Here is a 25888-nt window from a genome sequence, read left to right as displayed (position 1 = left end):
AAGAGCGGCCAGCCCCGAATATCTGCAGAACTGGCCGCTTCTTGCTTTGAATTATCGTACGATTTGTAAGTTAGCATGACAGTTGGCAACCAATTGCGGAGGATTCCTCTTGACCGACATGAGCACGTCAACTAGCGGCGCTGGCAAGCGTGTACCCCGAGTGAAGACGGCAAAAACTGCTGCCACCATTTATGACATTGCTGAGCTTGCGGGGGTCAATCCTTCAACCGTCTCTCGGGCACTCAGTAAGCCTGGACGGGTCAGCGCCAAGACACAGCAAAAAATCCTCGACGCCGCTGAAGAACTCAACTACCAGGTCAACATCTTTGCCAGGGCGTTGCCCACCGGTAAAACCCAGACAGTTGGCTTGATCGTCGCTGACATCACCAACCCGGCGTTCTTCGACATCATCCGCGGTGCTGAAACATCAGCCTCGGCCAGAGGTTACACCCTGATGCTTGCGGAATCCGCTGAATCTGCAGAGCACGAGTTGACGGCCGCTAGACGGATGCTGGCAACAGTGGATGCGCTTATTCTCGCCAGCCCCCGGCTGGCCGATGAAGAAATTCAGCAGCTGGCACTCAAGAAGCCAGTTGTTGTGACAAACCGCAGGGTTGCAGGAGTGGGGTCCGTTGTGGCTGACACCGAAGCAGGTGTCGCCGCCGCTGTTCGGCACCTGGCAGACTTGGGTCACACCTCCATTGCCTATGTAGCGGGACCCAAACGGTCATGGATGTCCAAGCGGCGATGGGAGACCATCAAAGCCCGGTGCGACTGGCACGGAATTGCCGTGTCAACGGTCGCCTCAGGTGCCCCAACGGTCGACGGCGGCCGGCACGCAGCAGCCGCCGTCCGCGGTGGCGAAGCAACTGCCGTTTTTTGCTACAACGACCTGATGGCCATCGGACTCATGCGCGAACTCCAGGCGGCAGGTATGCGCATTCCTGGCGAGTTGAGCATCTTGGGCTTCGACAACATCTTTGGCTCAGATTTCACCACGCCGCCTTTGTCCACCATCAAGTCGCCGCTGCACGAACTGGGTGTCGCGGCGTTGGCCATGGTGCTGGCGTCAACCGTGGGGGTCAAAGTGGACCGTGCTGATTCCACGCTGAGCACGGAGTTGGTGTTGCGGGGCTCAACAGGGCCGGCCAAGGTCGCCTGACCGCCCGATGGCAATATTTGGCAACCGGTTGACAAAAGGATTCTATCGGTAGACGATTGATCTATGTCACAGTCCCCCGCGCCCACTATTTCCAGTGCGCAGACCGAAGGTCTTGCGCAGAAGTCCCTTGCCGCAGATTCGGACCGTCTGCTTCCCGCCGACCCCGGCACGCGCGCCATCGCCCGTGACTTGCTGGCCCGCGTGGAAGACCTCCCCATCATTTCCCCCCACGGCCACGTTGAAGCATCGATGCTTGAGCTGGACACCCCGTTCCCGGACCCTGCAACGCTGCTGGTCACCCCGGACCACTACGTCACCCGCCTGATCCACGCCAGCGGCGTGCCGCTGGAACGCCTGCGCATGGGCGGCACCACCGTAGTCGAACCGAGGGAGACGTGGCGCGAATTCGCGAAGGCCTGGCCGCTTTTTGACGGCACAGCCTCGGGCTACTGGATGCGCGACTCCTTTGAACACGTTTTCGGACTGACGAAGGAAGTCAACGCTGAGAACGCCGATGCGCTCTTCGACGAGCTCGATGCCAAGCTCAAAAGTCCCGCCTTCCGTCCCCGCCAGCTGTTCAAGGACTTCAACATTGAAGTCCTTGCCACCACCGATGATCCCCTGGACGACCTGGCCGCCCACGTAGCCATCGCGAAGGACCCCACCTTTACCGGCCGTGTGCTGCCCACCTTCCGCCCCGACGCATACATCAAGTTCGCCGCAGCAGGCTGGGCCGAGCACGTGCAAAAACTGATCGACGTTGCCGGCGACGGACTCGCCGGTTACGCCGGTTACCTCCGCGCCATGGAAAACCGCCGCCAGTACTTTGTGGAGCACGGTGCCGTCTCCTCCGACCATGGCGCCCGCACCGCCATGACCCTGCGCCTGGACGAATCCGCCGCAACAGCCCTGTTCGAGAAGGCCCGCCGCGGTGAGGCAACCGCCGAGGATGCTGACGTCTTTGAGGCGCACATGATGTACCAGATGGCCCGCATGGCGGTGGCCGACGGATTGGTCATGACCATCCACCCCGGGGTGTTCCGCAACCATCACACGGCATCGTTCAACAAGTTCGGCGCCGACACCGGCCACGACATCCCGTTCTCCGTCAGCTACACCGAAGCCCTGCGCCCCATGCTGGAGGACTTCGGCACGGCTCCCGGCTTCCACTTCATCCCGTTCACGATCGATGAAACCGTGTTCTCCCGCGAAATCGCCCCGCTGGCAGGCTTCTACCCGTCAGTGTTCATCGGTGCCCCGTGGTGGTTCCTTGACGCCCCGGACGCGATGTTGCGCTTCCGCTCGGCAGTCACCGAAACTGCCGGCTTCTCGCGTTCCTCCGGATTCATCGACGACACCCGCGCGTTCTGCTCCATCCCCGCGCGCCACAACACCTCGCGCCGCATCGAGGCCAGCTTCCTGGCCCGGCTCGTGGCCGAGCACCGCGTCAGCGAGGCCCGGGCACACGAGATCATCGTTGACATCGTCGACGCCGCACCCCGAAGGGCCTTCAAGCTGTGACCAACACCCGGATTCCGCAGGCACTGAACCGGGACACCGCCAGGACGGCACCGGCTGCCCCCGTGCGCATCGTCCACTTGGGACTTGGCGCCTTCCATCGCGCCCACCAGGCCTGGTACACCCAGCGCGCCAGCGATGGCAACCAATGGGGGATCGCAGCTTTTACCGGTCGCCGTCCCGATGTCGCACTCGCCCTTGACGCGCAGGACGGGCTGTATACGCTCATCGAACGCGGCGGTGAAGGCGACACCTTCGAGCTCATGACGAGCATTGTCGAGGCCCACGACGGCGCGGATGTCGCCGCCCTGGAACGACTCGTGGCCGCACCCTCCACAGCCATCGTCACCCTCACCATCACCGAGGCGGCCTACAACTTGGCCGCCGACGGCACACTTGATGTCAGCAACCCGCTCGTCCAAGCGGACATCGATATTTTGCGTTCCCTGACCTCCCAAGATGGGAAGAACGACGGCGGGAACGCACCTGCCGCCGTCACGGCAGCCGGGCGGCTGGTGCAGGCGCTGGCTGCGCGGCGCCACGTCGGAGCCGGGCCCATCGCCGTCGTGTCTTGTGACAACCTGTCAAACAACGCCATTGCGTCCCGTGCCGCGATTGGCGGGCTGGCCGACGTCGTCGACCCCGGGCTTGGCGCTTGGATCGACGCCAACGTCAGCTACGTGGGCACGTCGATCGACAGGATCACGCCTCGCACCACCGGCGCCGAAATTGCGCTGGTCGCTGCTGAATGCGGCTATAGGGACTCCTCGCCTGTGGTCACGGAGCCCTTCAGTGACTGGGTGCTCAGTGGGGAATTCCCCGCCGGACGACCCGACTGGTCCAGCGCGGGCGCCGTGTTCGTAGACGAGATTGAGCACTTTGAGAACCGCAAGCTTTGGCTGCTCAATGGGGCACATTCGCTCATGGCCTACGCGGGCCAGCTGCGTGGGCACGACACCGTTGCCCAGGCCCTTGCGGATCCTGTTTGTGCGGGCTGGGTTGAACAGTTCTGGAATGAAGCTGAAAGCAACTTGCCCGCCGAAGGCCTGAACATTCCGGCGTACCGGGCTGCCCTGTTGGAGCGTTTCGGCAATGCCCGCATTGCCCACCACTTGGCGCAGATTGCCATGGATGGCAGCAACAAGCTGCGCATGAGGGCTGTTCCCGTGTACAAGGCTGAAAAGGCTGCCGGCCGCTCCGGTGCCGGGGCCTTGCGCATGGTTGCCGCCTGGGTGGCTTTTCTGCGCGTGGCCAACTCGACGGGTGCCTCAATTGTCGATGCCGCGGCATCCGAGATTGGGGCCGCTTTGGCACTCGCTCATGATGATGATGCGAAGGCACTCGTGGGCATCCTGGATGCACGGCTGGCTGACGACGAGGCGGCAATGGCTGCGTTGGTCGGGCTGCTGGACGGGTTTGCTCCCTCGACCTGAGCCAGCGCCGGTCCACGAGTGACGATGAGGAACGTTTCCATCCGCCCAAAGAAACCAAGAACAAATCATCTGTTCAAATCTCCCAGTCAATTCCCGGAAGGAATCCCCGAAGTGAAAATTGTTTCCGCAGAAGTATTTGTCACCAGTCCGAGCCGCAACTTTGTGACCTTGAAGGTGACCACAGATGAGGGCGTTGTGGGTATCGGTGACGCCACCCTGAACGGCCGCGAATTGGCCGTCGCCGCGTACCTGAAGGAGCATGTGGCCCAGCTGCTCATCGGGCGCGACCCCAACCGCATCGAGGACACCTGGCAGTTCATCTACCGCAGCTCCTACTGGCGCCGCGGCCCGGTCACCATGGCCGCCATTGCTGCCGTCGACATGGCCCTGTGGGACATCAAGGGCAAGCTGGCCGGCATGCCCGTGTACCAGCTGCTGGGCGGCGCCTCACGCAACGGGTTGCGCGCCTACGGCCACGCCTCGGGATCCGACATTCCCCAGCTGTTTGACTCCGTCCGCGAGCATCTGGAGCTGGGCTACAAGTCCATCCGCATCCAGACCGCCGTCCCCGGCATCAAAGCCGTCTACGGTGTTGCCGCCCAAGCGCAGGCCTCGGGGGAGCGCTACGACTACGAGCCCGCCGGCCGCGGCAACTACCCGCAGGAAGAGGATTGGGACACCCGCGCCTACCTGCGCCACCTCCCCACCGTCTTCGAGGCCGTCCGCAACGAATTCGGCCCGGAAATTCCGCTGCTGCACGACGGCCACCACCGCATGACCCCGATCCAGGCAGCCAAGCTGGGCAAGTCCCTGGAACCGTACGACCTGTACTGGCTTGAAGACTGCACCCCGGCCGAAAACCAGGAGGGCCTACGTCTGGTCCGCCAGCACACCACCACCCCGCTGGCCATTGGCGAGGTCTTCAATACGGTCTTTGATTTCCAGACTCTCATCAAGGAACAGCTGATCGACTACGTACGCGCAGCCTCTACTCACTTCGGCGGCATCTCACCGCTGAAGAAGGTCATGGACTACGCCGCCCAGTACCAGATCAAGTCCGGTTTCCACGGCCCCACCGACATTTCCCCCATCGGTTTCGCCGCCCAGCTGCACGTCGGCCTGGCCATCCACAACTACGGCATCCAGGAATACATGCAGCACTCGGACGCCACGAACGAGGTCTTCGAGCAGTCCATGACGTTCAAGGACGGCTACCTGCACCCCGGAGATGCTCCCGGCATCGGCGTGGAATTCAACGAGGAAGCCGCGGCAGCGTACCCGTACCAGCAGGCCTACCTGCCGTACAACCGCCTGGTAGACGGAACGGTCCACGACTGGTGATCGACGCAACAAATGCTGCACCCGCGGCGCGCATTGTGGTGATGGGAGTCTCCGGCTGCGGCAAGACGACGATCGGCGCCCTCGTGGCGCACGAGCTCGGCCTGCCGTTTACGGACGGGGACTCCCTCCACCCGGTGGCAAACATTGCCAAGATGGCGGCCGGAATCCCCTTGGATGACGGCGACCGCGCACCTTGGCTGGAGATCGTCGGCAGGGAGTTGGCCGGTTCGGCCAACGGCCTCGTGGTGGCCTGCTCGGCCCTGAAACGTTCCTACCGGGACATGATCCGGGCACAGGCACCCGATGCGGTGTTCCTGCACCTTGACGGCAGCCGCGAAGTCCTGGGGTCCCGGCTCGAGGGCCGCTCGGGACACTTCATGCCCACCACGCTGCTCGATTCGCAGCTGGCCACGCTGGAACCGCTCGATGCAGATGAGCGTTGCGCGGTGATTGACATTTCGGCGCCGGTTCCCGCATTGGTGGGTGCCGCCGTCGTACGTCTGCAGCGCACTGCCTGACTGCTGCTGCCCAACATAAAAGGCCGCCGACCATCCCTGTCTGGATGGCCGGCGACCTTATTTGCTGTGGATTTACCAGTCGTGGACGGTTCCGTCGAGCAGGCGGTTCACCGGCAGGTACGCGGTGGTGTATTCGTAGCTGTTGGCAAGATCGTCGTTGTAGTCAACGCCGAGGCCCGGGTTGTTGCCTGGGTGGAGCAGGCCGTTCTCAAAGGTGTAGCTGGTCTGGAAAACGTCCAGGGTTTCGAGTGAGTGTTTCATATACTCCTGGATGCCGAAGTTGTGGATCGCCATGCCGAGGTGGAGCTGCGCCGCCTGGCCAACTGGGGAGATGTCCGTGGGGCCGTGGAAGCCGGACTTGATCTGGTAGACGGCCGCGAAATCCATGAGCTTCTTCAGCGCCGTGATGCCGCCCGTGTGCGTCACCGCCGATCGGACGTAGTCGATGAGCTGTTCGGTGATGAGAGTCTGGTAGTCAAAGACCGAGTTGAACACTTCGCCAATGGCCAGCGGCGTGGTGGTCTGGGACCGGACCCGGCGCAGCCCTTCCTGGTTCTCCCCGGGTGTGCAGTCCTCAAGCCAGAACAGGTCGTACGGTTCAAGCGACTTGCCCAGGGACGCCGCCTGGTTCGGCGTCATGCGGTGGTGGCCGTCATGGAGCAGGATCAGTTCCGGACCGAATTCCTTCCGCACAGCGGCGAACACCGAGGGAATGTGGCGCAGGTAGGCGCGGGTGTCCCAGGTTTCCTCCGCTGGCAGGGGCAGGCGCTTGGCCGGTTCGTAGTCGTAGCGTTCCCCGGGGCGCTGGTCGGTGGCCACACCGTAGATTTGACCCAGGCCGGGCACACCCGTCTGGACACGGATGGCCTTGAAGCCCTGGTCCACGTGGTTGCGGATGGAACTGAACAGGGCCTCGTTGTCTGAACCCGAGGCGTGGCCGTAGGCCAGCGCACCAACCCGGGAGGCTCCGCCGAGCAGCTGGTACAGCGGCAGATTGGCGATTTTCGCCTTGATGTCCCACAAGGCAACGTCGACGGCGGCGATGGCCGCCATGGTGATGGGCCCGCGGCGCCAGTAGGCGCCTCGGTAGAGGAACTGCCACATGTCCTCGATGTTGTGCTCGTCCTTGCCGATCAGCAGCGGCACCACGTGCTCGCTCAGGTAGGCTGCCGTGGCAAGTTCGCGCCCGTTGACTGTGGCGTCACCCAGGCCAACGACGCCGTCGTCGGTGGTGATGCGAAGCGTGACAAAATTGCGCCCGGGGCTGGTGATCAGCACCTCGGCATTGCGAATGGTCAAGAGAAACTCCTTGGGTTGGCTGCAAATGGTTGGTTGGGATGCAACGAGGGGCCGGCTGTTGCTGCCGGCCCCTCGTGGCGGTGTTGGGACTAGCCCTTGAACGCGCCTTCCGCAGCGCCCTGCACAACCCAGCGCTGGGAAATGTAGTAGACAATCAGGACCGGGATGGCTGAGAGCACAGCACCTGCCATGATGGGCCCGTACTGCTGGACGTCGCCGGTGCTCATGTGCTGCAGTGCCACTGGCGCCGTCATGACACTCTGCCCCTTGACGAAGGTCAGGGCCAGGAACAACTCGCCCCACGCCATCATGAAGGCGAGGGAGGCCGCCGTCGCCAGTGCCGGTGCGGAGACCGGCAGCAGGACGCTGAGGAGGGTGCGCATCTTTGACGCGCCGTCCAGTGAGGCGGCTTCCTCAAGGTCCACCGGGAACTCCCGGAAGTGGCCCAGGATCAGCCATGTGCACAGCGGCACGGCGAACGTCAGGTACACCAGGATCAGGCCCGGCAGGGTGTCGGCCAGCCCCAGGTTTCCGACCACGACGCTCAGTGGGATGAAGAGCAGCACCATGGGCGTCAGGTAGCTCATGAGGATGAGCTGGCTGGCCACGTTGCGGCCGGGGAACTTGAACCGGGCGATGGCGTAGGCCGCCAAGACACCCAGGATCATGGCGAGCAGGGTGGTCATAAGTGCAACGATGAGGCTGTTGCCGATGTTCACCATGAACTTGTCGTTGAACAGGACCTTGACGTAGTTGTCCAGGCTGGAGCGTTCCGGCAGCCACGACGGTGTCCGATAGATGGCTGACCGCGGCTTCAGCGAGGCAATGATCATGTAGTAGACAGGCGGCACCACAAGGATGGAGAGAAACGTCATGCCCAGGATGGTGGTCAGGCGGCCACGTTTCTGCATCAGATCTCCTTCTTTCGCCGGCTGAGCAACATGATGAATAGTGCCATGACGGGCAGGATGACCACCGCGTAGGCGGCGGCCTGGCCCAGTTGGCGGCTTTGCAGGCTCAGGAAGGACAAGACGGGGAAGGTCATGGTTGTCGTTGACGGCCCGCCCTGGGTCATGAGCCAGATGTTTTCAAAGCCGTTGGCGGTCCAGATCGCCGAGATGACGGCAACCACGGCCACGGTGGAGCGGATCTGCGGCACCGTGATGTTCACGAACTGCTGCCACGCCGACGCGCCGTCCATGCGGGCGGCCTCATACAGTTCCTTCGGGATGGTCTGCAGCGCGGCAAGGATGGAGATGGCCCAGAACGGGAACCCCCGCCACACAGTTGCCAGGACCACGGAGATGCGGGCCCAGGTGGGGTCGCTCAGGAACGGGACAGGGCTGGTGAATGTTTCCAGCGCCACGTTGATGGCGCCGTAGGGTGACTCAAACATGAGGCGCAGGCCCATGAAGGCGACGAAGCCTGGCATGGCCCACGGCAGCATGACCAGCAGGCGCCACAGGTTCCGTCCGGGCATGGGCCGGTTGAGGATGACGGCAACAATGGTGCCCAAGATCAGCTTGAGCAGCAGTGAAATGCCGACGATGAGGACCAGGTTTGCCGCCGCGGAGAGGAATCCGGAGTCGGTCGCGAGCCGGGTGTAGTTGTCGAGGCCGATGAAACGGCCGGGGGAGCCGACCATCCTGTCCGTGAAGCTGTACCAAATGGAGGAGATGGTGGGATATCCAATAAGGATGACGATGACGGCCACTGCCGGCAGCACCAGCAGCAGGCCCAGCCGGGCTTCCTTGCTGGCAGCCAATGGTTTCCTGCTTGGCTTCCGGCCAAGACTCCGTCGTGACGTGCCCGCAGGCACTGCCGGAGCGGTTGCTCCGGCAGTGGCCGCTGCTTGGTCTGATTTAGCCTGCATGCTGGCTGTAAATCGTCTGGCATGAGGCCTGGGCTTCCGCCATGGCCTTGTCGATGGAGATATTGTCAACGACTACGCGCTGCACCATGCGGGGAGTTGAGAAGGCGTTCTGGTAGTCGGAGTAAGCTGCGTTGGCGGTGTCGGGGAAGGCCGGCGCCGTGCCTTTGTCCGCCTGCTCGAGCAGACCGGCGTGGACTGGGCTGTCGGTGAAGACCGGGTACTCGAGCTGCGACTTCAGGACCGGGCCGTACGTTGCGTTCTCCATGAAACTGGCCATGTAGGTGTCGTCGGCCAGGGACTCGAAGAGGTCCTGGGCCAGGATCTTTCCGGCGTCGGAGGTGCTTGTGGGAACCACGCGGTAGCGCGGGTCAACCGGGGCGACCTGTGCGGCGGGGCCGGCGGGCAGGGCTGAGTAGGCGCTGGCCGCTGCCAAGTCTGGATCGTCCGTCTTCATTGACTGGTACACGCTGCCGGTGTTGACGATGAAGATCGACTGGCCGGAGGTGTAGGAGTTGTTGTCACCCGCACCGTCCCAGGTCACAGCGGAAGGCGGGAATTGTCCGTCGTCGAACGCGCCCTTGATCCAGGTGAGGAAGGAGGCGGTCTCGGGGCTGTTGATGGTACATTGCTTGCCAGCGTCGTCGGCGACGCGGCCGCCGAAGGACTGCATCATCGAGGTGGTCAGGTTGCCGTCAAGGACGTTGGACAGGGCAAAACCCATGCCATACGTAGTGGGCGGGTCCTGGGTGGCCTTGGACTGGGCCAGCAGCTCATCCCAGGTCTTGGGCGGGGAATCGAAGCCCTTTTCCTTCAGCAGGTCCGCGCGGCTGAACAGCACGTTGCCGAAGAAGCCGAAGGGAACGCCGTAGATCTTGTCGCCGAAGCTCTTGGCCTTCGTGGCGGCATCGATGGAATCCAACCAGCCGCCATGGGCCTCGCCCACCGCCGTGTAGGCGTCCGGGACAGGTGAGAGCTGGCCGCCGGTGGCCATGGTCGACATGAGGTCGTAGGGGACCGTCATGGCGGTGGGCAGCGACTTGGCCTCGATGGCGCCCGAGGCCTGCTGGACAACTTCGTTCTGGTTGACTTTGATGACCTCGGTCTTGATGCCTAGGTTGTCGCCCCACGCCTTGATGCGGGCGGCCTCGAGGTCGTTGCTGGATTCGGGGAAGGTCAGCCCAATCCAGTAGGTGAAGGTGCCCTGGAAGTCCTTGGCGGCCTGGGCCACCTCGGTGGATGCGGTGCCCAGCCCCTCGGCCGCAACCTCATCGGTTTTGTCCGGGGTGCTGGAGCAGCCGGTGGCCAGCAGTGCAAGTGCCGCCAGGACGCCAAGTCCCTTGAATATCTTAGAGTGACGCATCATTGTGTCCTTTTGTTGATTGTGTTCTAAAGATTGGTTGGCCTAGGAAAGCTGGATGTGGACCTTCAGGGGTGAGTCGTCCGCTGCGGGTGCTTCAAACACCTCCACAATTTTGTGGAAGGGAACTGTTTGCTCCACCAGCCAAGAGATGTCCAGTTTGTGCTCGTTGAGGAAGTCAAGGGCCGGTGCCAGACCCCCGGCGAATCGCAGCGTGGAGGTCACCCAGGATTCGGCCCGGGAAATGTACTTCACCGGTAGGCCCGCGCCCGCCGGAAGGTTGCCGACCAGCACCACACGGCCTGTGCCGGGCCGGGCCGCCATGAGCGCCGTTTCTACGCCGGCCGGGTGCCCGGAGGCGTCGAAGACAACGTCGAAACGGGTGCCCTTGGACAGTTGGTCCTTGAGCTCGGTGGTTGTCAGCGCAGTGTCCGCGCCGTGTTCGACGGCGGTGCGGGCGCGGCGCTCGCTGACGTCGCTCACGGTCACTGTGGCGGCTCCCAGGGTTTTGGCGGCCAGCGCCGTGAGCTGGCCAATGGCGCCTCCGCCGACCACCAACACCGACGTGCCGGCAACGTTGGTCTTGCGGGCTGCATGCAGGGCGACGGCCATGGGTTCCAGCAGGGCGCCTTCGGCCAGGGTGAAACCGTTGGGCAGCGCCAGGACATGGCTGGCCGGAACGGGGAGGTACTCCTGCAGGGCACCGTCGCGGTGCGGGTTGACGGCAGCGGAACCGAGGTATCGGGTGTGGGGGCAAAGGTTGTCGAAGCCGCCGCTGCACTGCTCGCACGTCCCGCAGGACAGGCTGGGGATCAGTGCAACTGCCGTATCCAACGCCAGGCCGGAGACGCCGTCGCCCAATGCGGCAATCGTGCCGCTGGCCTCGTGCCCCATGACGAACGGTGCATTGATGGCGTAGGCAGCGGTGCCGTGAAAGTAGGCGGTGTCTGATCCGCAAATGCCCACGGTGCTGATTTTTACCAGGACCTCGCCGGCTGCCGGCGTGGGACAGATGCGGCTTGTGAGCTGCAGGTCCCCGGGCCCGGCGAGCACCGCAGCGGTCTGGGTCTCGAATGAAGAGGTAAGTGGCATGAGTCACAACTTATACGAGACCTATAAGCCTGTCAACCTATCTGATAGCTTCAATTTGGACGACTATGATTGGCTAGTGAAAGCTTTTCATGTACTAACCAGCGCCGCCGCCCTCGGGTGGATCCAAAAGGGGGACGCGTGCAGACGCCATTGACTCGCACCAAGCTGAGCCTGCAGATTTTTGATGCCATGATGTCGCACATTGTGGACAACGACCTGCAGCCGGGCAGTGCGCTGCCCTCAACGGCGGCCCTGTGCGAACAGTTTGCCACGAGCAGGCCCGTGGTGCGCGAGGCGCTCAGCGCACTTGAAGCCGTCGGCATCGTTGAGGTTCACAACGGCCGAAATGCGGTCGTGAAGGAACTTGACAGCCACCTGATCAAGCTGTTCCTGTCCAGGGTCCTGCATAACAACCAGCGACCGCTCACCGACATGATGGACGTGCGCATTCCCCTGGAAATTCAGGCCGCGCGGCTTGCTGCCGAGCGTGCCAGTGGCGAAGACTTCCTGATTCTCGACGAACTGATGGCCAGGATGGATGCTGCTCTGCTGGACACGGTGGGTTACCCGGTCCTGGACATCGCCTTCCACCTGGCCATTGCCCGGGCCACGGGCAATGGCGCCCTTGAGTGGTTCAGCGAGGCCCTGCGCATTGAACTGACAACCGCGATGGTCGAGGTTCGCCGTTTCCGCGAAGTCAACGACCTTGTTGGGGACGAGCAGCACCAGCACCGCAGGATTCTCGCTGCCATCCGTGCCGGTGATGCGGCGGGCGCAGAAGAGGCCATGAGAGAACATATGAGATCGTCCGAGCAGTATGTCAGGATGATCGAGGAATCCCATGTTGCGGGCGCCGTCCAGTCCACATAGAGCCCCCGGATCTGTGATCTGCATCAACCTTTGATATACAAGAGAGTATGGACCTGCCCTTGAACAACACAAACCCCGTCACGCCCGCCACCCGCGTTGTGGTCATGGGAGTCTCCGGCGCCGGAAAAAGCACCATTGGGGCTCTGGTGGCCGATGCCTTGGACTTCCCGTTCCTGGACGCCGATTCCCTGCACCCGCTGGAGAATATCCGCAAGATGGCCGACGGCACCCCGCTCACTGATGAGGACCGTTGGCCGTGGCTTGACCTGGTGGGCCATGAGCTTGCCACCACCCAGGCGGCCGGCATCGTCGTTGCCTGCTCGGCCCTGAAACGCCGGTACCGCGACGCCATCCGGGCCAAGGCGCCCGACACCATTTTCCTGCACCTTGACGGTTCCCTTGAGGTGCTCAGCGCCAGGCTCGAGGGCCGCTCCGGCCACTTCATGCCGCCCAATTTGCTGGCCTCCCAGCTGGCGGCGCTTGAGCCCATGGAAGGTGACGAGACCGCCGTCGTTATTAATATTGCCGGCACCATGAACGAGATCCTTGACGAGGCAGTGGCCGGCATTCGCCAGCTTGGCCGGTAATTTTATGCCCGACGCCGGAACGGCCCACCCAGCGCAGGAACTGTTGAGCGTGGGGCAGGTTGCGCAGCGCGGGGGAGTGAGCATCTCTGCGCTGCACTTCTATGAACGTCAGGGCCTGATCTTCAGCAGTAGGACGTCGGGGAACCAGCGCCGCTACGCGCGCTCCGTGCTGCGCCGCGTGGCCGTCATTCGGGCCGCCCAACGAGCGGGCATTCCGCTGGCGCTAGTGGCCGACGTCTTTGGCGAACTGCCCGAGCAGGGCGTTCCCAGCCAGGCCGACTGGCAGAGCTTGTCCGAGCATTGGCAGACCGAATTGGATGCCCGCATTGCCGCCCTGGAGAAGCTGCGTGGCAGTTTGGGCGGCTGCATTGGCTGCGGTTGCCTGTCGCTGGCTGAATGCGGCTTCGTTAATCCCAACGACCAGGTGGCCGGCAAGGGTCCCGGTGCACGCGCCTTCGACGGTATCGATCTGACGTAGGGCCTTTCCGAAAAATGCTGCCGCCTACCCTCGAGATGTGCGATGACGCCCTGTGCGATGCTGCCGCCTACCCTCGAGATGTGACTTAACGCCCTCCCCGAAGGCGCGCCCACCCGGGGAGAGGGCGTCATCGCACATCTCGGCGGGGCGGGAGGGGTGCTGCGGTTTGTGACCGCCATCATGGCCGACCGGTTTGACCTCAACTAAGGTTGAGGTTCTAGAGTCACTTGAGGATCCAGCCGTCGGGCAGGACCTGGTGAGAGGATTTTCATGACAGTTCAGGCAGCGCGATTCCTCGCAGGTGCCATCGGCAATGATGTGCCGACCGCAGAGCCTGCAAAGTCCGCAGTACCGCTGGCACCCGAGCAGGCTGATGTGCCGCCCGCACTCGCAGCAAAGTCCGCACTAGAGGTGCAGTCGGCACCCTCGCCCCGGCTGACAGCCGACTTCAAGGCCGCCTTTGGCGGGCACCCTGCCGGAGTCGCAATCATTACAGCCAATTCCGCCACGGGCCCGGTGGGCATCACGGCATCATCCGTCGCCTCCGTTTCGGCCGAGCCGCCGCTGTTGGCTTTCTCACTCGCCGCACAAAGCGGATCGGCGGCAGCACTCGCCGTTGCCGATACCGTGGTGGTCCATCTCCTGAGCACGGACGACCTTGACCTGGCACGGATCTTTGCCGATTCCCGTTCCGAACGCTTCACTGAATCAATGCCATGGACCCGTCTGGAAAGTGGCGAACCGCTCCTGATGCATGGCGGATTCGCCCTGCATTGCAAGATCTTGAGCCGCACTCCGGCAGGCGGCTCCCTGCTGCTTGCTGCCGAAGTACTGAACATCATTGCCCCTGCATCCACGGGTGCGCCCTTGGTCTACCACAGCCGGACTTTCCATGTACTGGGTGAGGACAGCATTCTGCGCGGTTAGCCTGTCCGTGCGCGTTCCCGGTTAGTTCTCAGCAGTTGTTCACCTTGACGCCACCCGTTATCCGTCCCAGTCATGGCGCCCTGAGGTACACTAAAAATCCTATGGAAAGTAAATCTAGGGGCCGGCGCAACAGCCTGCAGAGCACGCAAGTGCCAAACTGCAGCCACGTTGCACAAGCCGGCAAATCCCACACAAGTGACCACAGTTCTTCAACCCCCGCAGTGGCCGGCCCCGGCGCCGACCACCCTCCGCCGGCGGTTTACCCCCACTGCAGTGCAGCCACAGCGCAGCGAAGCAGCGAACGGGGGGTGTTTTAAATGGAGTGGTTGCTCCTGGCAGCAGGCTTGCTGCTCATCCTGGGAACAGGGTTCTTTGTCGCTGTTGAATTTGCCCTCGTCGCCCTGGACCAGTCAAGCGTTCAGCGTGCAGTCAACGAGGGGGACAAAGGGGCTGTGCCCCTCCTGCGCTGCCTCAAAAGCCTCTCAACGCAGCTCTCAAGCTGTCAGCTGGGCATCACCTTGACCACACTGTTGACCGGATTCCTCATGGAACCGTCACTGGGCGCGCTGCTGGCCGGCCCGCTCGGTGCGGCCGGAATCCCCGAACCCGCAGTGGCCGGGATTGCCCTGGCCCTGGCCATGCTGCTCGCAACACTGCTGTCCATGCTCATTGGTGAACTGGTGCCCAAGAACATGGCCATCGCCAAGTCCTTTGACATTGGCAAGGCCCTGGCCCGTCCCCAACTCGTTTTCACCGCAGTGTTCAAGCCCGCCATCGTGGTGCTCAACGGCTTTTCCAACAAGGTCCTGCACCTGTTCGGCATGGAAGCCAAGGAAGAAATCTCCGGCGCCCGGTCGCCGTCGGAATTGGCCTCACTAGTGCGCCGCTCGGCCGCCATGGGCACCCTGGATGAGGGAACTGCCACCTTCGTGGCCCGCACCCTGAGCTTCTCCAAGCGCACCGCCGCCGACGTCATGACCCCGCGCATGCGGGTTGAGACCATTGAAAGCACCAGGTCCGTTGTGGAAATCATCGACGCGGCCCGGCGCACCGGATACTCGCGCTTTCCCGTCATCGGTGAATCCGCGGACCAGATTCTCGGCGTGGTCCACCTGAAGAAAGCAGTCTCCATCCCCTTCCACAAGCGCCCCGACATCGAGGTGGGCGCCATCATGACCGACGTTCTCCGCGTGCCTGAGACGGTCCACCTTGATGCGCTGATCCTTGAACTGCGTGAGGGAAACCTGCAAATGGCCGTGGTCCAGGACGAATACGGCGGCACCGCCGGCGTTGCAACACTTGAGGACCTTGTGGAGGAAATTGTCGGCGAAGTCTCGGATGAACACGACCGCGCCAAGCCCGGCATCCTGCTGGCCGCCGACGGCACCTGGTTCTTCCCCGGCCTCATGCGCCCCGACGAAGTTTCCGAACGCATCGGCCCGCTGAACGTCCCGGATGAGGCTGGCTATGAAACCGTTGGCGGCTTCATGATGGCCGAGCTGGGCCGCATCGCCGTCATGGGGGACACCGTCGACGTCGAAGGCGGCACCCTCGTTGTTGACAGGGTCGAACGACGCCGGATAGACCGGATCCGCTTCATCGCGGCACCTTCGGCCGATGCTGATGGAGCAGACGCGCACGGCGCAGGCGGTGGTTCTCGATGAGCCCCTGGGCAGGAATAGCCTGGCTGGTGGTACTTCTGTTGGGCAACGCCTTCTTTGTCGCCGCCGAGTTTGCCGTCATGACGGCCCGCCGCAGCCAGATTGAACCGCTGGCCGACGCCGGTTCCAAGCGCGCCAAGATCACCCTGGGCGCCATGGAGAATGTCTCCCTGATGCTGGCCTGTTCGCAGCTGGGCATCACGGTATGTTCCCTGTTGATCCTGAACGTCTCAGAGCCTGCAATCCACCATTTGCTGGTGGGCCCGCTGCATGCGATCGGCGTGCAGGACAACGTGGCAGCCCCCATCGCCTTTGTCGTCACTCTCGCCCTGGTCACGTTCCTGCACGTGACTTTTGGTGAGATGGTGCCCAAGAACATGAGTGTTTCGGCAGCGGACAAGGCGGCGCTGTTGCTGGCTCCGCCGCTGGTCCTGGTCTCCAAAGTGGTGCGTCCGCTGATCGTCGCCTTGAACTGGACCGCCAACCACATCGTGCGACTGTTTGGCATCCAGCCAACAGATGAAGTTAATTCGTCGTTCACCTTGGAAGAGGTGCAGTCCATTGTGGAGGAGTCAACGCGCAGCGGCCTGGTGGATGACCAGACGGGTTTGATCACAGGCGCCCTGGAGTTCTCCTCCCAAACCGCCCAAGGGATCATGGTGCCGTTGGCCGACCTGGTGACGCTGTCGCCTGTTGCCACACCCGTGGACTTTGAGCACAAGGTGGGAAAAACAGGCTTTTCCCGGTTCGTCTTCTCGGATGACGAGGGTACGCTGCTGGGCTATCTGCACCTGAAGGACGTACTGCGGATCCCGCTGGAGCGCTACCAGATGCCCATTGGTGAGGGCCGCGTGCGCTCCATGGTCAACCTGCACGCCGACGAGGAAATAGAGGACGTGCTGGCAACCATGCAGGGCACGGGCACCCATATGGCACGCGTCATTGACAGCAATGAGCAAACCATCGGTGTCATCTTCCTCGAGGACGTCATCGAACAACTGGTGGGCGAGATTCGCGACGCCACCCAGACAAATGTGCACGAACGCAGAAAGGCCTGATGCAGAAAGGCCTGCCCGCACACGCCTCGCACAGCCTGACGGACAGGCTTGATGCGAACGATTCCCAATATGGGTTATGCTAGTTCTTATTGGTAACTGTTCTCATTAGCATCTGAAGAAGGAAACACATGTCACAATCCCGCCGCTCATTGCTCTTTATGGGTGCAACCCTGGCCGCCTCCCTGACCTTGGCGGCCTGCGGTGGCGGCGGGACGGCGGCACCTTCTGGCGATGCCGGCACGGTGAATGTGGTTGCCTCCACCAACGTCTACGGCGACATTGCCCAGGAGATTGGGGGAGCGCATGTCAGCGTCCACTCCATCATCTCCAAGGCTGGCGCAGATCCGCACGGCTATGAGGCCAACGCGCAGGACAAGCTGGCCGTGTCCAAGGCACAGATCGGCATTGAAAACGGCGGCGGCTATGACGACTTCTTCAGCCAGCTGAACAAGGGCCTGCTGACCGGCGAAGAAATTGTCAATGTCAGCGAACTTTCCGGCCTGGACACCGGCGCGGATTTCAACGAGCACGTCTGGTATTCGCTGCCCACCATGTCCCAGCTGGCAGACGAGCTCGCCGTCCGATTCAGCGCAGCGCTGCCTGCCGAGAAGGCTTCCTTCACTGCTGCGGCCGAGGCGTTCAAGGCCAAGCTGGCGGATCTGGACGGCCGCCTCGCCGAGCTGAAAAAGACCCCCCGCACCGTGGCCATCACCGAGCCCGCCCCGCAGTACCTGTTGGAGCAGGCCGGCTTTGCAAACCAGACCCCGGAAAAGTTCACCCACGCCGTGGAAAATGGCAGTGACGCCCCGGCCGCCGTCGTCACCGAGCTGAAAGCACTGCTGGCCTCGGGGCAGGTGGACCTGCTCGCCTACAACGAACAGACCGAGAGCCCCCAGACGGAACAGGTCAAGGCTGCTGCCCAGGCCGCGGGGGTGCCCGTGGTCGACTTCTCCGAAACCCTGCCTCCCGGATCCTCCTACCTTGCCTGGATGGACGCCAACGTGGCCGCGCTTGAACAACGTGCCTCCCAGTGAGCACCCCAGCCATCATCAGCCTTAAGCGGGCCACCTTGAAGTACGGTCCCCGCACCCTCTGGGAGGATCTGAACCTTGAGGTCCAACCGGGCGAATTCCTCGCCGTGCTCGGCGCCAACGGCAGCGGCAAGACGAGCTTCCTGAAGATCCTGCTTGGCCAGGCACCGCTGAGTTCAGGGCAGGTGATGCTCGACGGCGCACCCGCCAAACGCGGCAGCCGCGCCATTGGTTACGTCCCCCAGCAAAAAAACTTCCCCCCTGACACCGCGCTGCGGGCCCGCGATCTCGTGGGCCTGGGCGTGGACGGGGACAAATGGGGCTTCCGTATCCGTGGTGGCGCCTACCGCCGGCGCGTGGACGAGCTCCTGGAACAGGTGGGCGCCACCAGCTACGGCAGGATTCCGGTGGGCATGCTCTCCGGCGGTGAGCAGCAACGGCTGCGGATCGCCCAAGCCATTGCCGCCCGTCCCAAGGTCCTGCTGTGCGACGAACCCCTGCTCTCACTGGACCTGAACCACCAAAAGGAAGTCAGCGCCCTGGTGGGCCAACAGGCCAAAGGCAACGGGACCGCCGTCGTATTTGTGACGCATGAAATCAACCCCATCCTGGACCACGTGGACAGGGTGCTGTACCTGGCGGGCGGGCGTTTCATGCTCGGCACGCCGGAGGAGGTTATGCGCACGGAAGTCCTCTCCTCCCTGTACGGGACTCGGGTTGAGGTGCTGGACATCGACGGGCGGCTGGTGGTTGTGGGCACGCCTGACGTGCTGCATGACGGACATGAAGCTGGAACGGTGACCGCATGAACTGGACAGATTTCAGTGACGCGGTATTCAACTTTTCGAACTACGGCGAACTGCTGCCGCTCTTCCGTGACACGTTGCTGGCCGGAGCCATCCTGGGTGTTGTGGGCGGGCTCATCGGCACTTTTGTCATGATGCGGGACCTTGCCTTCGCCGTCCACGGCATCGCCGAACTGTCCTTCGCCGGCGCCGCCTTTGCGCTGCTAATCGGCGCCGACGTCATCTTCGGCTCGCTCGTGGGCTCCATCCTGGCCGCACTGCTGCTGGGCGTCATGGGGGTGCGGGCGCGGGAGAAAAACTCGGTCATTGGCGTCATCATGCCGTTCGGCCTGGGCCTTGGCATCCTGTTCCTCTCACTGTACGAGGGGCGTTCAGCGAACAAATTTGGGCTGTTGACGGGGCAGATCGTCTCGGTGGATTCCACCCAACTGTCGGTGCTTGCCGGCACCGCCCTGGTGGTGGTGGCCGGGCTGGCGCTGATCTGGCGGCCGCTGACCTTTGCCAGCGCCGACCCAGACATTGCCACGGCCCGCGGGGTGCCGGTGCGCACGCTCTCACTCGCGTTCATGTTCCTGCTGGGCATTGCCGTGGCACTGTCCATCCAGGTGGTTGGGGCACTCCTGGTGCTGGCCCTGCTCATCACCCCGGCGGCTGCGGCGCTGCAGGTCACCGCGGCGCCGCGCATGGTGGTGCTGCTCAGCGTGGCCTTCGCCATGGTCTCCACTGTTGGGGGCATCATGTTGGCCCTCGGCGGCAGCATTCCCATCAGCCCGTACGTGACGACATTGTCGTTCCTCATCTATCTGCTGTGCCGCGTGGCGGGGTCGCTGCGGCGCCGGCGAGGCTGGTCCGCGAGACCGGTGCTGGCGGCGTAGCGCACCGAAGCTCCGCCGAAGCTCCGCACGCATGCGCACCCCTTGCGGTGACTTCTGCGTAGAAGTGTTCATGCGCACCACTGGCCGCGTGTCGTGCGCATGTCTTCAAGCCACGGGCCCCGCTCGCCAGGTACCCGGGAAACCGCGCCAGCGGGTTATCGGGGGCGGCGAAGGGGGACTAGCGTTGAGCCATGGACTGGTTGGGTGCCGGCTGGCCGAACACCGGCCTGCTGGACACACTGTGGCTCGGCAGCGCCAATTACGACGCCGCCCGCTTCATCCTGCAGCGCGGCATCGCAGCCATCTTCGTACTCGCCTTCATCTCCTCGGCCCTGCAATTCCCGGCCCTGCTGGGCGAACGCGGCCTGCTGCCCACGCCCCGCCGCCCCGAACGCGGCACCTTCCCGCCCGGGCCCTCACTCTTCCACTGGCGCTACTCGGACCGGCTCCTGCGCGCCGTGGCCTGGGGCGGCGCGGCACTGGCGCTCTCGGTGGTGCTTGGTCTGCCGCAGCTTGGCCCGCCCTGGGTGCCGATGATCGCCTTCCTGGCCCTGTGGCTGGGCTATTTGTCGATCGTCAACGTTGGCCGGGTCTTCTACGGCTTCGGCTGGGAGATCCTGTTGCTGGAGGCCGGCTTTCTGGCCGCCTTCCTTGGCTCCAACCAAAGCACGACGCCGGTCATCACCATCTGGCTGTTCCGCTGGCTCGTGTTCCGGCTGGAGTTTGGCGCCGGCATGATCAAGATGCGCGGCGACAGGGTGTGGCGGGACCTCACCGCCTTGTATTACCACCATGAAACCCAGCCCATGCCGAACCCGCTGAGCTGGTTCTTTCACCATTTGCCCAAGCCCTTGCACAAGGCGGAGGTGTTGGGCAACCATTTCGCCCAGCTGGTGGTGCCGTTTCTGCTGTTCGCTCCGCAGCCTGTGGCCGCGTGGGCCGCTGCTGTGGTGGTGGTGACGCAGCTGTGGCTGGTGCTCTCCGGAAACTTTGCCTGGCTCAATGCCCTGACGCTCGTCCTGGCCTGCAGCGCTGTGGGGGACGGTGCGCTGGGGGTAAGTGTGCTCGCCGGAATCGTGCCCGCGGCGGGAGTCGCGGCCGCGGCCGTCCTCTTCCCTGGTGGCACCCAGGTGCCGGGAATGCCGGGCTGGTTTTCCGGCGTCGTGCTTCTCATGGGTGGGCTCATGGCGTTGCTGGCCTGGCGGCCGCTGCGCAATCTGTTCTCGCCTAACCAGCTCATGAATGCCAGCTTCAACCGGTGGCGGCTGGGCAATGCGTACGGCGCGTTTGGCAGCATCACGCGGGTGCGGCGCGAGGTGGTGGTGGAGGGCTGGGACGGGTCGCAATGGCGGGAATACGGCTTTCGCGGCAAGCCAGGCGAGGTGGGGCGGCTGCCGCGGCAGTTCGCGCCCTACCACCTGCGGCTCGACTGGATGATGTGGTTTCTGGCGCTGGGACAGCCGGGGATGGGCTGGTTCCTGCCGTTCCTGGACAAGCTGCTCGGGGCCGATCCAGCAACGCTGAAGCTGCTGCGCAGCGACCCTTTTGGCGGTGCGGCACCGCTCATGGTGCGGGCCCGGGTGGAAATTTACCGGTTCACGAGCTGGCGCGAATGGCGGTCCACGGGGGAATGGTGGGTGCGGGAGCCGCTGGGGATGCTGGTGCCGCCGAGGAGGCTAGGCGGCTGAGCACTCCGGGCACAGGCCGTAAATTTCCACGGTGTGCTGGACCTGGGTGAAGCCGTTGGCCTTGGCGATCATGGCGGCCCAGCTTTCGACTTCCGGCGCCTCAATCTCCACCGTCTTCCCGCAGTTGCGGCACAGCAGGTGGTGGTGGTGGCTTGTGGCGGAACAGCGGCGGTACACGGCCTCGCCTTCACCGTTGCGCAGCGTGTCCACAAGGCCTTCCTCGGCCATGGACGCGAGGATCCGGTATGTGGTGGCGAGCGAGACCCGGGTGCCCTGTTCGTGCAGCAGGCGGTGCAGTTCCTGCGTGCTGACAAAGTCGTCGAGCGTGTCCAATGCGGCGCTGATGGCAACGCGCTGCTTTGTGACGCGCTGCTCCTTCACCGGTGCATCTGACATTGCGCCAACCCACTTTCATTCCTGCGTAGTTTTCAATCAACCAGCCTATCGCACCCAGCTCCGGAAGCGCCGTGGGGGCCAACACTCTGGCCCGCCCCGCCTTCCGGGCATAGGCTGGGCGCATGTTGCTGACAAAGTTCACCCACGCCTGCGTCCGGCTCGAGCAGGACGGGCGCCTGCTGGTCCTCGACCCCGGCATCTTCTCCGAGACCGCCACGGCCCTCGACGGGGCCAACGCCATTCTCATCACGCACGAACACGCCGACCACATCGATGCCCCGCCCGTGCTGTCCGCCCTGGCCGCCAACCCGGCGCTCACGGTGCACGCGCCCGCCGGCGTGGCTGCCTCCCTGCGCGATGCCGCCCCGGAGCAGGCCGGGCAGGTCCTGGACGCGGCACCGGGGGATCGGTTCACGGCCGCCGGATTTGCGGTGCAGTGCTTTGGCGGCCAGCACGCGCTCATCCACCCAACCATGCCCATTGTGGCCAACCTTGGCTACCTGATTGACGACGACGTCTATCACCCCGGCGACTCCTTGATAGTTCCCGACGGGGTCAGTGTGGGGACATTGCTGGTGCCGGTCCATGCGCCCTGGTCCAAGGTGTCCGAGGTGGTGGACTTTGTAGTCTCGGTGCGTGCCCCGCGTGCCTTCCAAATCCATGACGCGCTGCTCAATGAACGGGGCTTGGGCTTCACCGAATCCCACATCGCCCGGATCGGCGAGGCGCACGGCGTGAAATTTCGGCACCTGAATCCCGGCGAGTCGGTGGACATCTAGGCTGCCCCGGCCAGGTTGGCATGGCTCCGCTGGCGGGGTTGCTCCCCGTCCTGATCAGCCGTGCCAGACGCCTGTGGCGAAGAAGTCCTCAATTGTTGCAAGGTGCGGCGCCGGGTCCAGGCCCTTTTCTGCCAGCCACGCAGGGTTGTTGTAGCTGCCCGCATAGCGCTCACCGCCGTCGCACATCAGGGTCACAATGCTGCCCTTCTCGCCGGCGGCGACCAGCTGCGCCACCAGCTGCCACACACCCCACAGATTGGTGCCGGTGGACGGGCCGGCGTGCAGCCCCGTCAACTGCTCAAAGTGCATCATGGCCGCGACGGAGGCGGCGTCGGGGATCTGGATCATGGAGTCGATGACGCCGGGGACAAAGCTCGGCTCCACGCGGGGGCGGCCGATCCCCTCAATGCGGGAGGAATTGCCCGTCACTACTGCAGGGTCATTGTTCTTCCAGGCCGGGTAAAACGCGGAGCCCTCGGGATCCACCACGGCCAGCTGCGTGGAGTGTCCGTGGTAGCGGATGTAGCGCCCGATCGTGGCCGAGGTGCCGCCGGTGCCTGCACCCACCACCACCCAGGCGGGTTCGGGATGGCGTTCGTGGGAGAGCTGGCTGAAGATGGATTCGGCGATGTTGTTGTTCCCGCGCCAATCGGTGGCCCGTTCGGCGTAGGTGAACTGGTCCATGTAGTGGCCGTTGTTTTCGCGCGCAATCTCCGACGCCGCCGAGTACACCTCGTCCGCGTTGTCCACCAGGTGGCAGCGCCCGCCGAACTGCTCGATTAGGGCGATCTTTTCCGGGCTTGTGGTCCGTGTCATGACGGCGACGAAATCTAGTCCGAGCAGTTGCGCAAAGTACGCCTCTGAGACCGCCGTGCTGCCGGAGCTGGCCTCAACCACGGTGGTGCCCTCATTGATCCAGCCGTTGACCAGGGCAAAGAGGAACAGCGAACGGGCCAGCCGGTGCTTCAGGCTGCCGGTCCGGTGGCAGGACTCATCCTTCACATACAAATCCACGCCCCACTGTTCGGGGAGTTCAATCTTGTACAGGTGGGTGTCGGCCGAGCGGTTGCTTTCGGCCTGGACCTTGCCAATGGCCTGGTGGGTCCACGCCCAGTTGGTGGCAGGGGCATTCAGGGCAGCAGGAAAATTAGCAGCGGGGTTCATAAGCCCAGTGTATGCACTGGAGTAGATTTGAAGGCGTTGCCCGTGAATAGCAAGAAGGAGCCATTATGAGTGTCCTCATCAGTGTTGCCGAACTGAATGCACGCCTGTCTGCCGGCCTGAGCACCGTGTTGCTGGATGTCCGCTGGGCGCTGGGCGATCCCCACGGCCGCGACCACTACCTGGCCGGCCACATTCCGGGCGCCGTTTTCGTGGACATGGACACCGAGCTGGCCTCCCACGGACAGCCATCCGACGGCCGCCACCCGCTGCCCGCCGAGAGCGATTTTGCCGCCACCGTGCGCCACTGGGGCATCAACACCGGAGACACCGTGGTGGTGTATGACGACGCCGGAGCTGCCGCCGCCGCCCGCGCCTGGTGGCTGCTGGGTTACGCGGGGGTTCCCAATGTTTACCTGCTCGACGGCGGATTAGCGGCATGGCGTGCCGCCCACCTTCCGCTCGCCGAAGGTGGGGAGACCGCGGAGCCGGGGGACGCCGTCGTGCATTTTGGGGCGAAGACGACCATCGACGCCGACGCTGCCGCGGCATGGGACGGGATTTTGCTCGACGCGCGGGCGGGGGAGCGGTACCGGGGCGAGGCGGAGCCGATCGATCCGCGGGCCGGGCACATTCCTGGTGCCGTGAGCGCGCCGACCAGTGAGAATTTGCGGGAGGGCAGTTTCCTTCCGGCGGCGCAGTTGCGGGAGCGGTTTGCGGCGCTGGGTGTTTCCGAGGACGTGCCGGTGGCCGTGTATTGCGGTTCGGGCGTGACGGCGGCGCACCAGATTGCGGCGCTGGAAATTGCCGGGTTCACGGCGGCGTTGTATCCGTGGTCGTGGTCTGCGTGGTCCAACCAGCCGGAGCGGGCCGTGGCGACGGGGGCTGCTGGTGCGGGCGGCGGCAACGGCGATAGGGTTGAAGCATGACCCAAGTAAAGGCTTATGCCGCTGAATCAGCCACGTCCGGACTGCGTCCCAGCACCATCGAACGCCGCGAACCGGGCGCCCACGACGTTGAAATAGCCATCGAGTTCTGCGGACTGTGCCACTCCGACGTGCACACCATCCGCTCCGAATGGGGACCGGCCAAATACCCGCTGGTGCCCGGGCACGAGATCGTGGGCGTGGTCTCCCGCGTGGGCGGGTCCGTGGAAGGATTCACGGTGGGCGAGCGTGTTGGTGTTGGCTGCATGGTGGATTCCTGCCGCGAATGCGACTCGTGCCTGGAAGGCTTTGAACAGTACTGCGAAGCCGGAAATGTCGGCACCTACAACGTGGTGGACCGGCGCAACGGCGATGTCATCACCCAGGGCGGCTACTCGCAGGCCATCGTGGTCGATGAAAATTACGTGGTCCATATCCCGGAGGGCATGGACCCGGCGGCTGCTGCACCGTTGCTGTGTGCCGGCGTGACCACCTACTCGCCGCTGCGCTACCTGGATGTGCAGGACGGTGACAAGGTGGGCGTGATCGGCCTCGGCGGGCTGGGCCACATGGCCGTGAAGATCGCCAAGGCGCTCGGTGCCACCGTCACGGTGTTCACCACCTCCCCGGCCAAGACCAGCGATGCTGTTTCCCTGGGGGCCGACGCCGTTGTCATCTCCACCGATGCCGAGGCGATGGCCGGGGCCAAGCACACCCTGAACGCCATCATCGACACGGTTGCTGCCGTGCACGACCTCAACCCCTACCTGCGCACGCTGGCCCGCGACGGCGCGCTGATCCAGCTGGGCCTGCCGTCGGAGAAGATGCCGCCGGTGGATCCTGGTCTGCTGATCCGCAAGCGCCTCGCCTATGGTGGCTCCATCATCGGCGGCATTGCCGAGACCCAGGAAATGCTGGATTTCTGTGCCGAGCACGGCATTGTTTCCGACATTGAAATAGTTTCCGCCACGGAGCTGGATGTTGCGTATGACCGCATGGTGGCCGGTGACGTCAAATACCGTTTTGTGCTGGACGTTTCCACACTCTAGTTT

At 63.8% G+C, this 25888-nt stretch carries 25 protein-coding genes; 18 read left to right on the top strand and 7 right to left on the bottom strand.

The genetic code is table 11. The features are described 5' to 3' along the window. The first annotated feature begins 118 nt into the window (after positions 1-118). The 5 genes from art_RS07205 (at position 119) to art_RS07185 (ending at position 5972) form a co-directional block, all read left to right on the top strand. Positions 119-1162, top strand: a complete 1044-nt coding sequence (locus art_RS07205) for a LacI family DNA-binding transcriptional regulator (protein WP_082000533.1) — start codon at positions 119-121, stop codon at positions 1160-1162. Between the two features lie 63 nt (positions 1163-1225). Further along, positions 1226-2683: a glucuronate isomerase gene (uxaC, locus tag art_RS07200; RefSeq protein WP_052136104.1), complete on the top strand. Its 1458-nt coding sequence runs from the start codon at positions 1226-1228 to the stop codon at positions 2681-2683. Further along, a complete protein-coding gene (locus art_RS07195) occupies positions 2680-4113 on the top strand; it encodes a mannitol dehydrogenase family protein (protein WP_253901509.1) in 1434 nt (477 codons plus the stop codon). Before uxaC ends, art_RS07195 begins: the two co-directional genes overlap by 4 nt. A 111-nt stretch (positions 4114-4224) precedes the next feature. Then, positions 4225-5454 carry a D-mannonate dehydratase ManD gene (gene manD, locus art_RS07190; RefSeq protein ID WP_038463491.1) on the top strand — a complete coding sequence of 410 codons (1230 nt, stop codon included), beginning with the start codon at positions 4225-4227 and terminating at the stop codon, positions 5452-5454. After that, positions 5451-5972 carry a gluconokinase gene (locus tag art_RS07185; RefSeq protein ID WP_253901508.1) on the top strand — a complete coding sequence of 174 codons (522 nt, stop codon included), beginning with the start codon at positions 5451-5453 and terminating at the stop codon, positions 5970-5972. Before manD (art_RS07190) ends, art_RS07185 begins: the two co-directional genes overlap by 4 nt. A gap of 72 nt (positions 5973-6044) precedes the next feature. Here art_RS07185 and manD (art_RS07180) read toward each other — a convergent pair whose 3' ends face one another. From manD (art_RS07180) to art_RS07160, 5 genes are all read right to left on the bottom strand, one after another. Further along, positions 6045-7271: a D-mannonate dehydratase ManD gene (gene manD / locus art_RS07180; protein ID WP_038463489.1), complete on the bottom strand. Its 1227-nt coding sequence runs from the start codon at positions 7269-7271 to the stop codon at positions 6045-6047. 89 nt (positions 7272-7360) lie between these two features. After that, on the bottom strand, positions 7361-8182 hold the full coding sequence (locus tag art_RS07175) for a carbohydrate ABC transporter permease (RefSeq protein WP_052136103.1): 822 nt from the start codon (positions 8180-8182) through the stop codon (positions 7361-7363). Continuing rightward, positions 8182-9036 carry a carbohydrate ABC transporter permease gene (locus tag art_RS07170; RefSeq protein ID WP_052136102.1) on the bottom strand — a complete coding sequence of 285 codons (855 nt, stop codon included), beginning with the start codon at positions 9034-9036 and terminating at the stop codon, positions 8182-8184. Before art_RS07170 ends, art_RS07175 begins: the two co-directional genes overlap by 1 nt. Positions 9037-9133: 97 nt before the next feature. Next, positions 9134-10507 (bottom strand): ABC transporter substrate-binding protein, encoded by a 1374-nt coding sequence (locus art_RS07165; RefSeq protein WP_038463487.1) that lies wholly within the window; start codon positions 10505-10507, stop codon positions 9134-9136. Positions 10508-10546: 39 nt separating this feature from the next. Then, the gene (locus tag art_RS07160) at positions 10547-11593 is read right to left on the bottom strand and encodes a zinc-binding dehydrogenase (protein ID WP_052136101.1); all 1047 of its coding nucleotides are present in this window, start codon (positions 11591-11593) and stop codon (positions 10547-10549) included. Positions 11594-11731: 138 nt separating this feature from the next. Here art_RS07160 and art_RS07155 point away from each other — a divergent pair, with 138 nt between their 5' ends. The 10 genes from art_RS07155 to art_RS07110 all read left to right on the top strand — a co-directional run bounded on the left by art_RS07155 (position 11732) and on the right by art_RS07110 (position 21574). Next, complete coding sequence (locus art_RS07155) at positions 11732-12463, top strand: FadR/GntR family transcriptional regulator (protein WP_157875189.1); 732 nt, start codon at positions 11732-11734, stop codon at positions 12461-12463. A gap of 59 nt (positions 12464-12522) precedes the next feature. Further along, a complete protein-coding gene (locus tag art_RS07150) occupies positions 12523-13050 on the top strand; it encodes a gluconokinase (RefSeq protein ID WP_253901507.1) in 528 nt (175 codons plus the stop codon). Further along, positions 13040-13528, top strand: a complete 489-nt coding sequence (soxR, locus tag art_RS07145; RefSeq protein ID WP_301537955.1) for a redox-sensitive transcriptional activator SoxR — start codon at positions 13040-13042, stop codon at positions 13526-13528. Before art_RS07150 ends, soxR begins: the two co-directional genes overlap by 11 nt. A gap of 270 nt (positions 13529-13798) precedes the next feature. After that, positions 13799-14455 (top strand): flavin reductase family protein, encoded by a 657-nt coding sequence (locus tag art_RS07140; RefSeq protein ID WP_082000163.1) that lies wholly within the window; start codon positions 13799-13801, stop codon positions 14453-14455. A gap of 317 nt (positions 14456-14772) precedes the next feature. After that, complete coding sequence (locus art_RS07135) at positions 14773-16119, top strand: hemolysin family protein (protein WP_038463482.1); 1347 nt, start codon at positions 14773-14775, stop codon at positions 16117-16119. Continuing rightward, positions 16116-17174 carry a hemolysin family protein gene (locus art_RS07130; RefSeq protein ID WP_038463480.1) on the top strand — a complete coding sequence of 353 codons (1059 nt, stop codon included), beginning with the start codon at positions 16116-16118 and terminating at the stop codon, positions 17172-17174. The genes art_RS07135 and art_RS07130 overlap by 4 nt, the downstream gene beginning before the upstream one ends. Positions 17175-17302: 128 nt before the next feature. Continuing rightward, positions 17303-18208: a zinc ABC transporter substrate-binding protein gene (locus art_RS07125; RefSeq protein WP_038463478.1), complete on the top strand. Its 906-nt coding sequence runs from the start codon at positions 17303-17305 to the stop codon at positions 18206-18208. After that, positions 18205-19014, top strand: a complete 810-nt coding sequence (locus art_RS07120; RefSeq protein ID WP_253901506.1) for a metal ABC transporter ATP-binding protein — start codon at positions 18205-18207, stop codon at positions 19012-19014. Before art_RS07125 ends, art_RS07120 begins: the two co-directional genes overlap by 4 nt. Then, positions 19011-19886, top strand: a complete 876-nt coding sequence (locus art_RS07115; RefSeq protein WP_038463476.1) for a metal ABC transporter permease — start codon at positions 19011-19013, stop codon at positions 19884-19886. Before art_RS07120 ends, art_RS07115 begins: the two co-directional genes overlap by 4 nt. A gap of 191 nt (positions 19887-20077) precedes the next feature. Further along, complete coding sequence (locus art_RS07110; RefSeq protein WP_052136099.1) at positions 20078-21574, top strand: lipase maturation factor family protein; 1497 nt, start codon at positions 20078-20080, stop codon at positions 21572-21574. Here art_RS07110 and art_RS07105 read toward each other — a convergent pair. Then, complete coding sequence (locus art_RS07105; protein WP_038463475.1) at positions 21563-21970, bottom strand: Fur family transcriptional regulator; 408 nt, start codon at positions 21968-21970, stop codon at positions 21563-21565. The two genes, art_RS07110 and art_RS07105, sit on opposite strands and share 12 nt — an antisense overlap. Positions 21971-22092: 122 nt before the next feature. On the opposite strand from art_RS07105, the gene art_RS07100 reads away from it, so the two are divergent. Further along, the gene (locus art_RS07100) at positions 22093-22749 is read left to right on the top strand and encodes an MBL fold metallo-hydrolase (RefSeq protein WP_038463473.1); all 657 of its coding nucleotides are present in this window, start codon (positions 22093-22095) and stop codon (positions 22747-22749) included. 54 nt (positions 22750-22803) lie between these two features. Here the strand turns inward: art_RS07100 and art_RS07095 are convergent, their stop codons facing one another. Then, positions 22804-23913, bottom strand: a complete 1110-nt coding sequence (locus art_RS07095) for a PLP-dependent cysteine synthase family protein (RefSeq protein ID WP_038463472.1) — start codon at positions 23911-23913, stop codon at positions 22804-22806. A gap of 65 nt (positions 23914-23978) precedes the next feature. Here art_RS07095 and art_RS07090 point away from each other — a divergent pair, with 65 nt between their 5' ends. Together art_RS07090 and art_RS07085 are read left to right on the top strand one after the other, a co-directional pair. After that, complete coding sequence (locus art_RS07090) at positions 23979-24839, top strand: sulfurtransferase (RefSeq protein WP_038463470.1); 861 nt, start codon at positions 23979-23981, stop codon at positions 24837-24839. Next, on the top strand, positions 24836-25885 hold the full coding sequence (locus art_RS07085) for an NAD(P)-dependent alcohol dehydrogenase (RefSeq protein WP_038463468.1): 1050 nt from the start codon (positions 24836-24838) through the stop codon (positions 25883-25885). Before art_RS07090 ends, art_RS07085 begins: the two co-directional genes overlap by 4 nt. The last annotated feature ends 3 nt before the right edge of the window (positions 25886-25888 follow it).

The organism is Arthrobacter sp. PAMC 25486 (genome assembly GCF_000785535.1).
GTDB lineage: Bacteria > Actinomycetota > Actinomycetes > Actinomycetales > Micrococcaceae > Specibacter.
This window is presented reverse-complemented; position numbering and strand designations above follow the sequence as displayed.

What these genes read in the sequence shown, in the direction of transcription:
- art_RS07085 (WP_038463468.1), top strand. Translation starts at nt 24,836, where the DNA reads ATGACCCAAGTAAAGGCTTATGCCGCTGAATCAGCCACGTCCGGACTG.
- art_RS07090 (WP_038463470.1), top strand. Translation starts at nt 23,979, where the DNA reads ATGAGTGTCCTCATCAGTGTTGCCGAACTGAATGCACGCCTGTCTGCC.
- art_RS07105 (WP_038463475.1), bottom strand. Translation starts at nt 21,970, where the DNA reads ATGTCAGATGCACCGGTGAAGGAGCAGCGCGTCACAAAGCAGCGCGTT.
- art_RS07140 (WP_082000163.1), top strand. Translation starts at nt 13,799, where the DNA reads ATGACAGTTCAGGCAGCGCGATTCCTCGCAGGTGCCATCGGCAATGAT.
- art_RS07115 (WP_038463476.1), top strand. Translation starts at nt 19,011, where the DNA reads ATGAACTGGACAGATTTCAGTGACGCGGTATTCAACTTTTCGAACTAC.
- art_RS07205 (WP_082000533.1), top strand. Translation starts at nt 119, where the DNA reads ATGAGCACGTCAACTAGCGGCGCTGGCAAGCGTGTACCCCGAGTGAAG.
- art_RS07160 (WP_052136101.1), bottom strand. Translation starts at nt 11,593, where the DNA reads ATGCCACTTACCTCTTCATTCGAGACCCAGACCGCTGCGGTGCTCGCC.
- uxaC (WP_052136104.1), top strand. Translation starts at nt 1,226, where the DNA reads ATGTCACAGTCCCCCGCGCCCACTATTTCCAGTGCGCAGACCGAAGGT.
- art_RS07175 (WP_052136103.1), bottom strand. Translation starts at nt 8,182, where the DNA reads ATGCAGAAACGTGGCCGCCTGACCACCATCCTGGGCATGACGTTTCTC.
- art_RS07135 (WP_038463482.1), top strand. Translation starts at nt 14,773, where the DNA reads ATGGAGTGGTTGCTCCTGGCAGCAGGCTTGCTGCTCATCCTGGGAACA.
- art_RS07110 (WP_052136099.1), top strand. Translation starts at nt 20,078, where the DNA reads ATGGACTGGTTGGGTGCCGGCTGGCCGAACACCGGCCTGCTGGACACA.
- art_RS07095 (WP_038463472.1), bottom strand. Translation starts at nt 23,913, where the DNA reads ATGAACCCCGCTGCTAATTTTCCTGCTGCCCTGAATGCCCCTGCCACC.
- art_RS07165 (WP_038463487.1), bottom strand. Translation starts at nt 10,507, where the DNA reads ATGATGCGTCACTCTAAGATATTCAAGGGACTTGGCGTCCTGGCGGCA.
- art_RS07125 (WP_038463478.1), top strand. Translation starts at nt 17,303, where the DNA reads ATGTCACAATCCCGCCGCTCATTGCTCTTTATGGGTGCAACCCTGGCC.
- art_RS07100 (WP_038463473.1), top strand. Translation starts at nt 22,093, where the DNA reads ATGTTGCTGACAAAGTTCACCCACGCCTGCGTCCGGCTCGAGCAGGAC.
- art_RS07130 (WP_038463480.1), top strand. Translation starts at nt 16,116, where the DNA reads ATGAGCCCCTGGGCAGGAATAGCCTGGCTGGTGGTACTTCTGTTGGGC.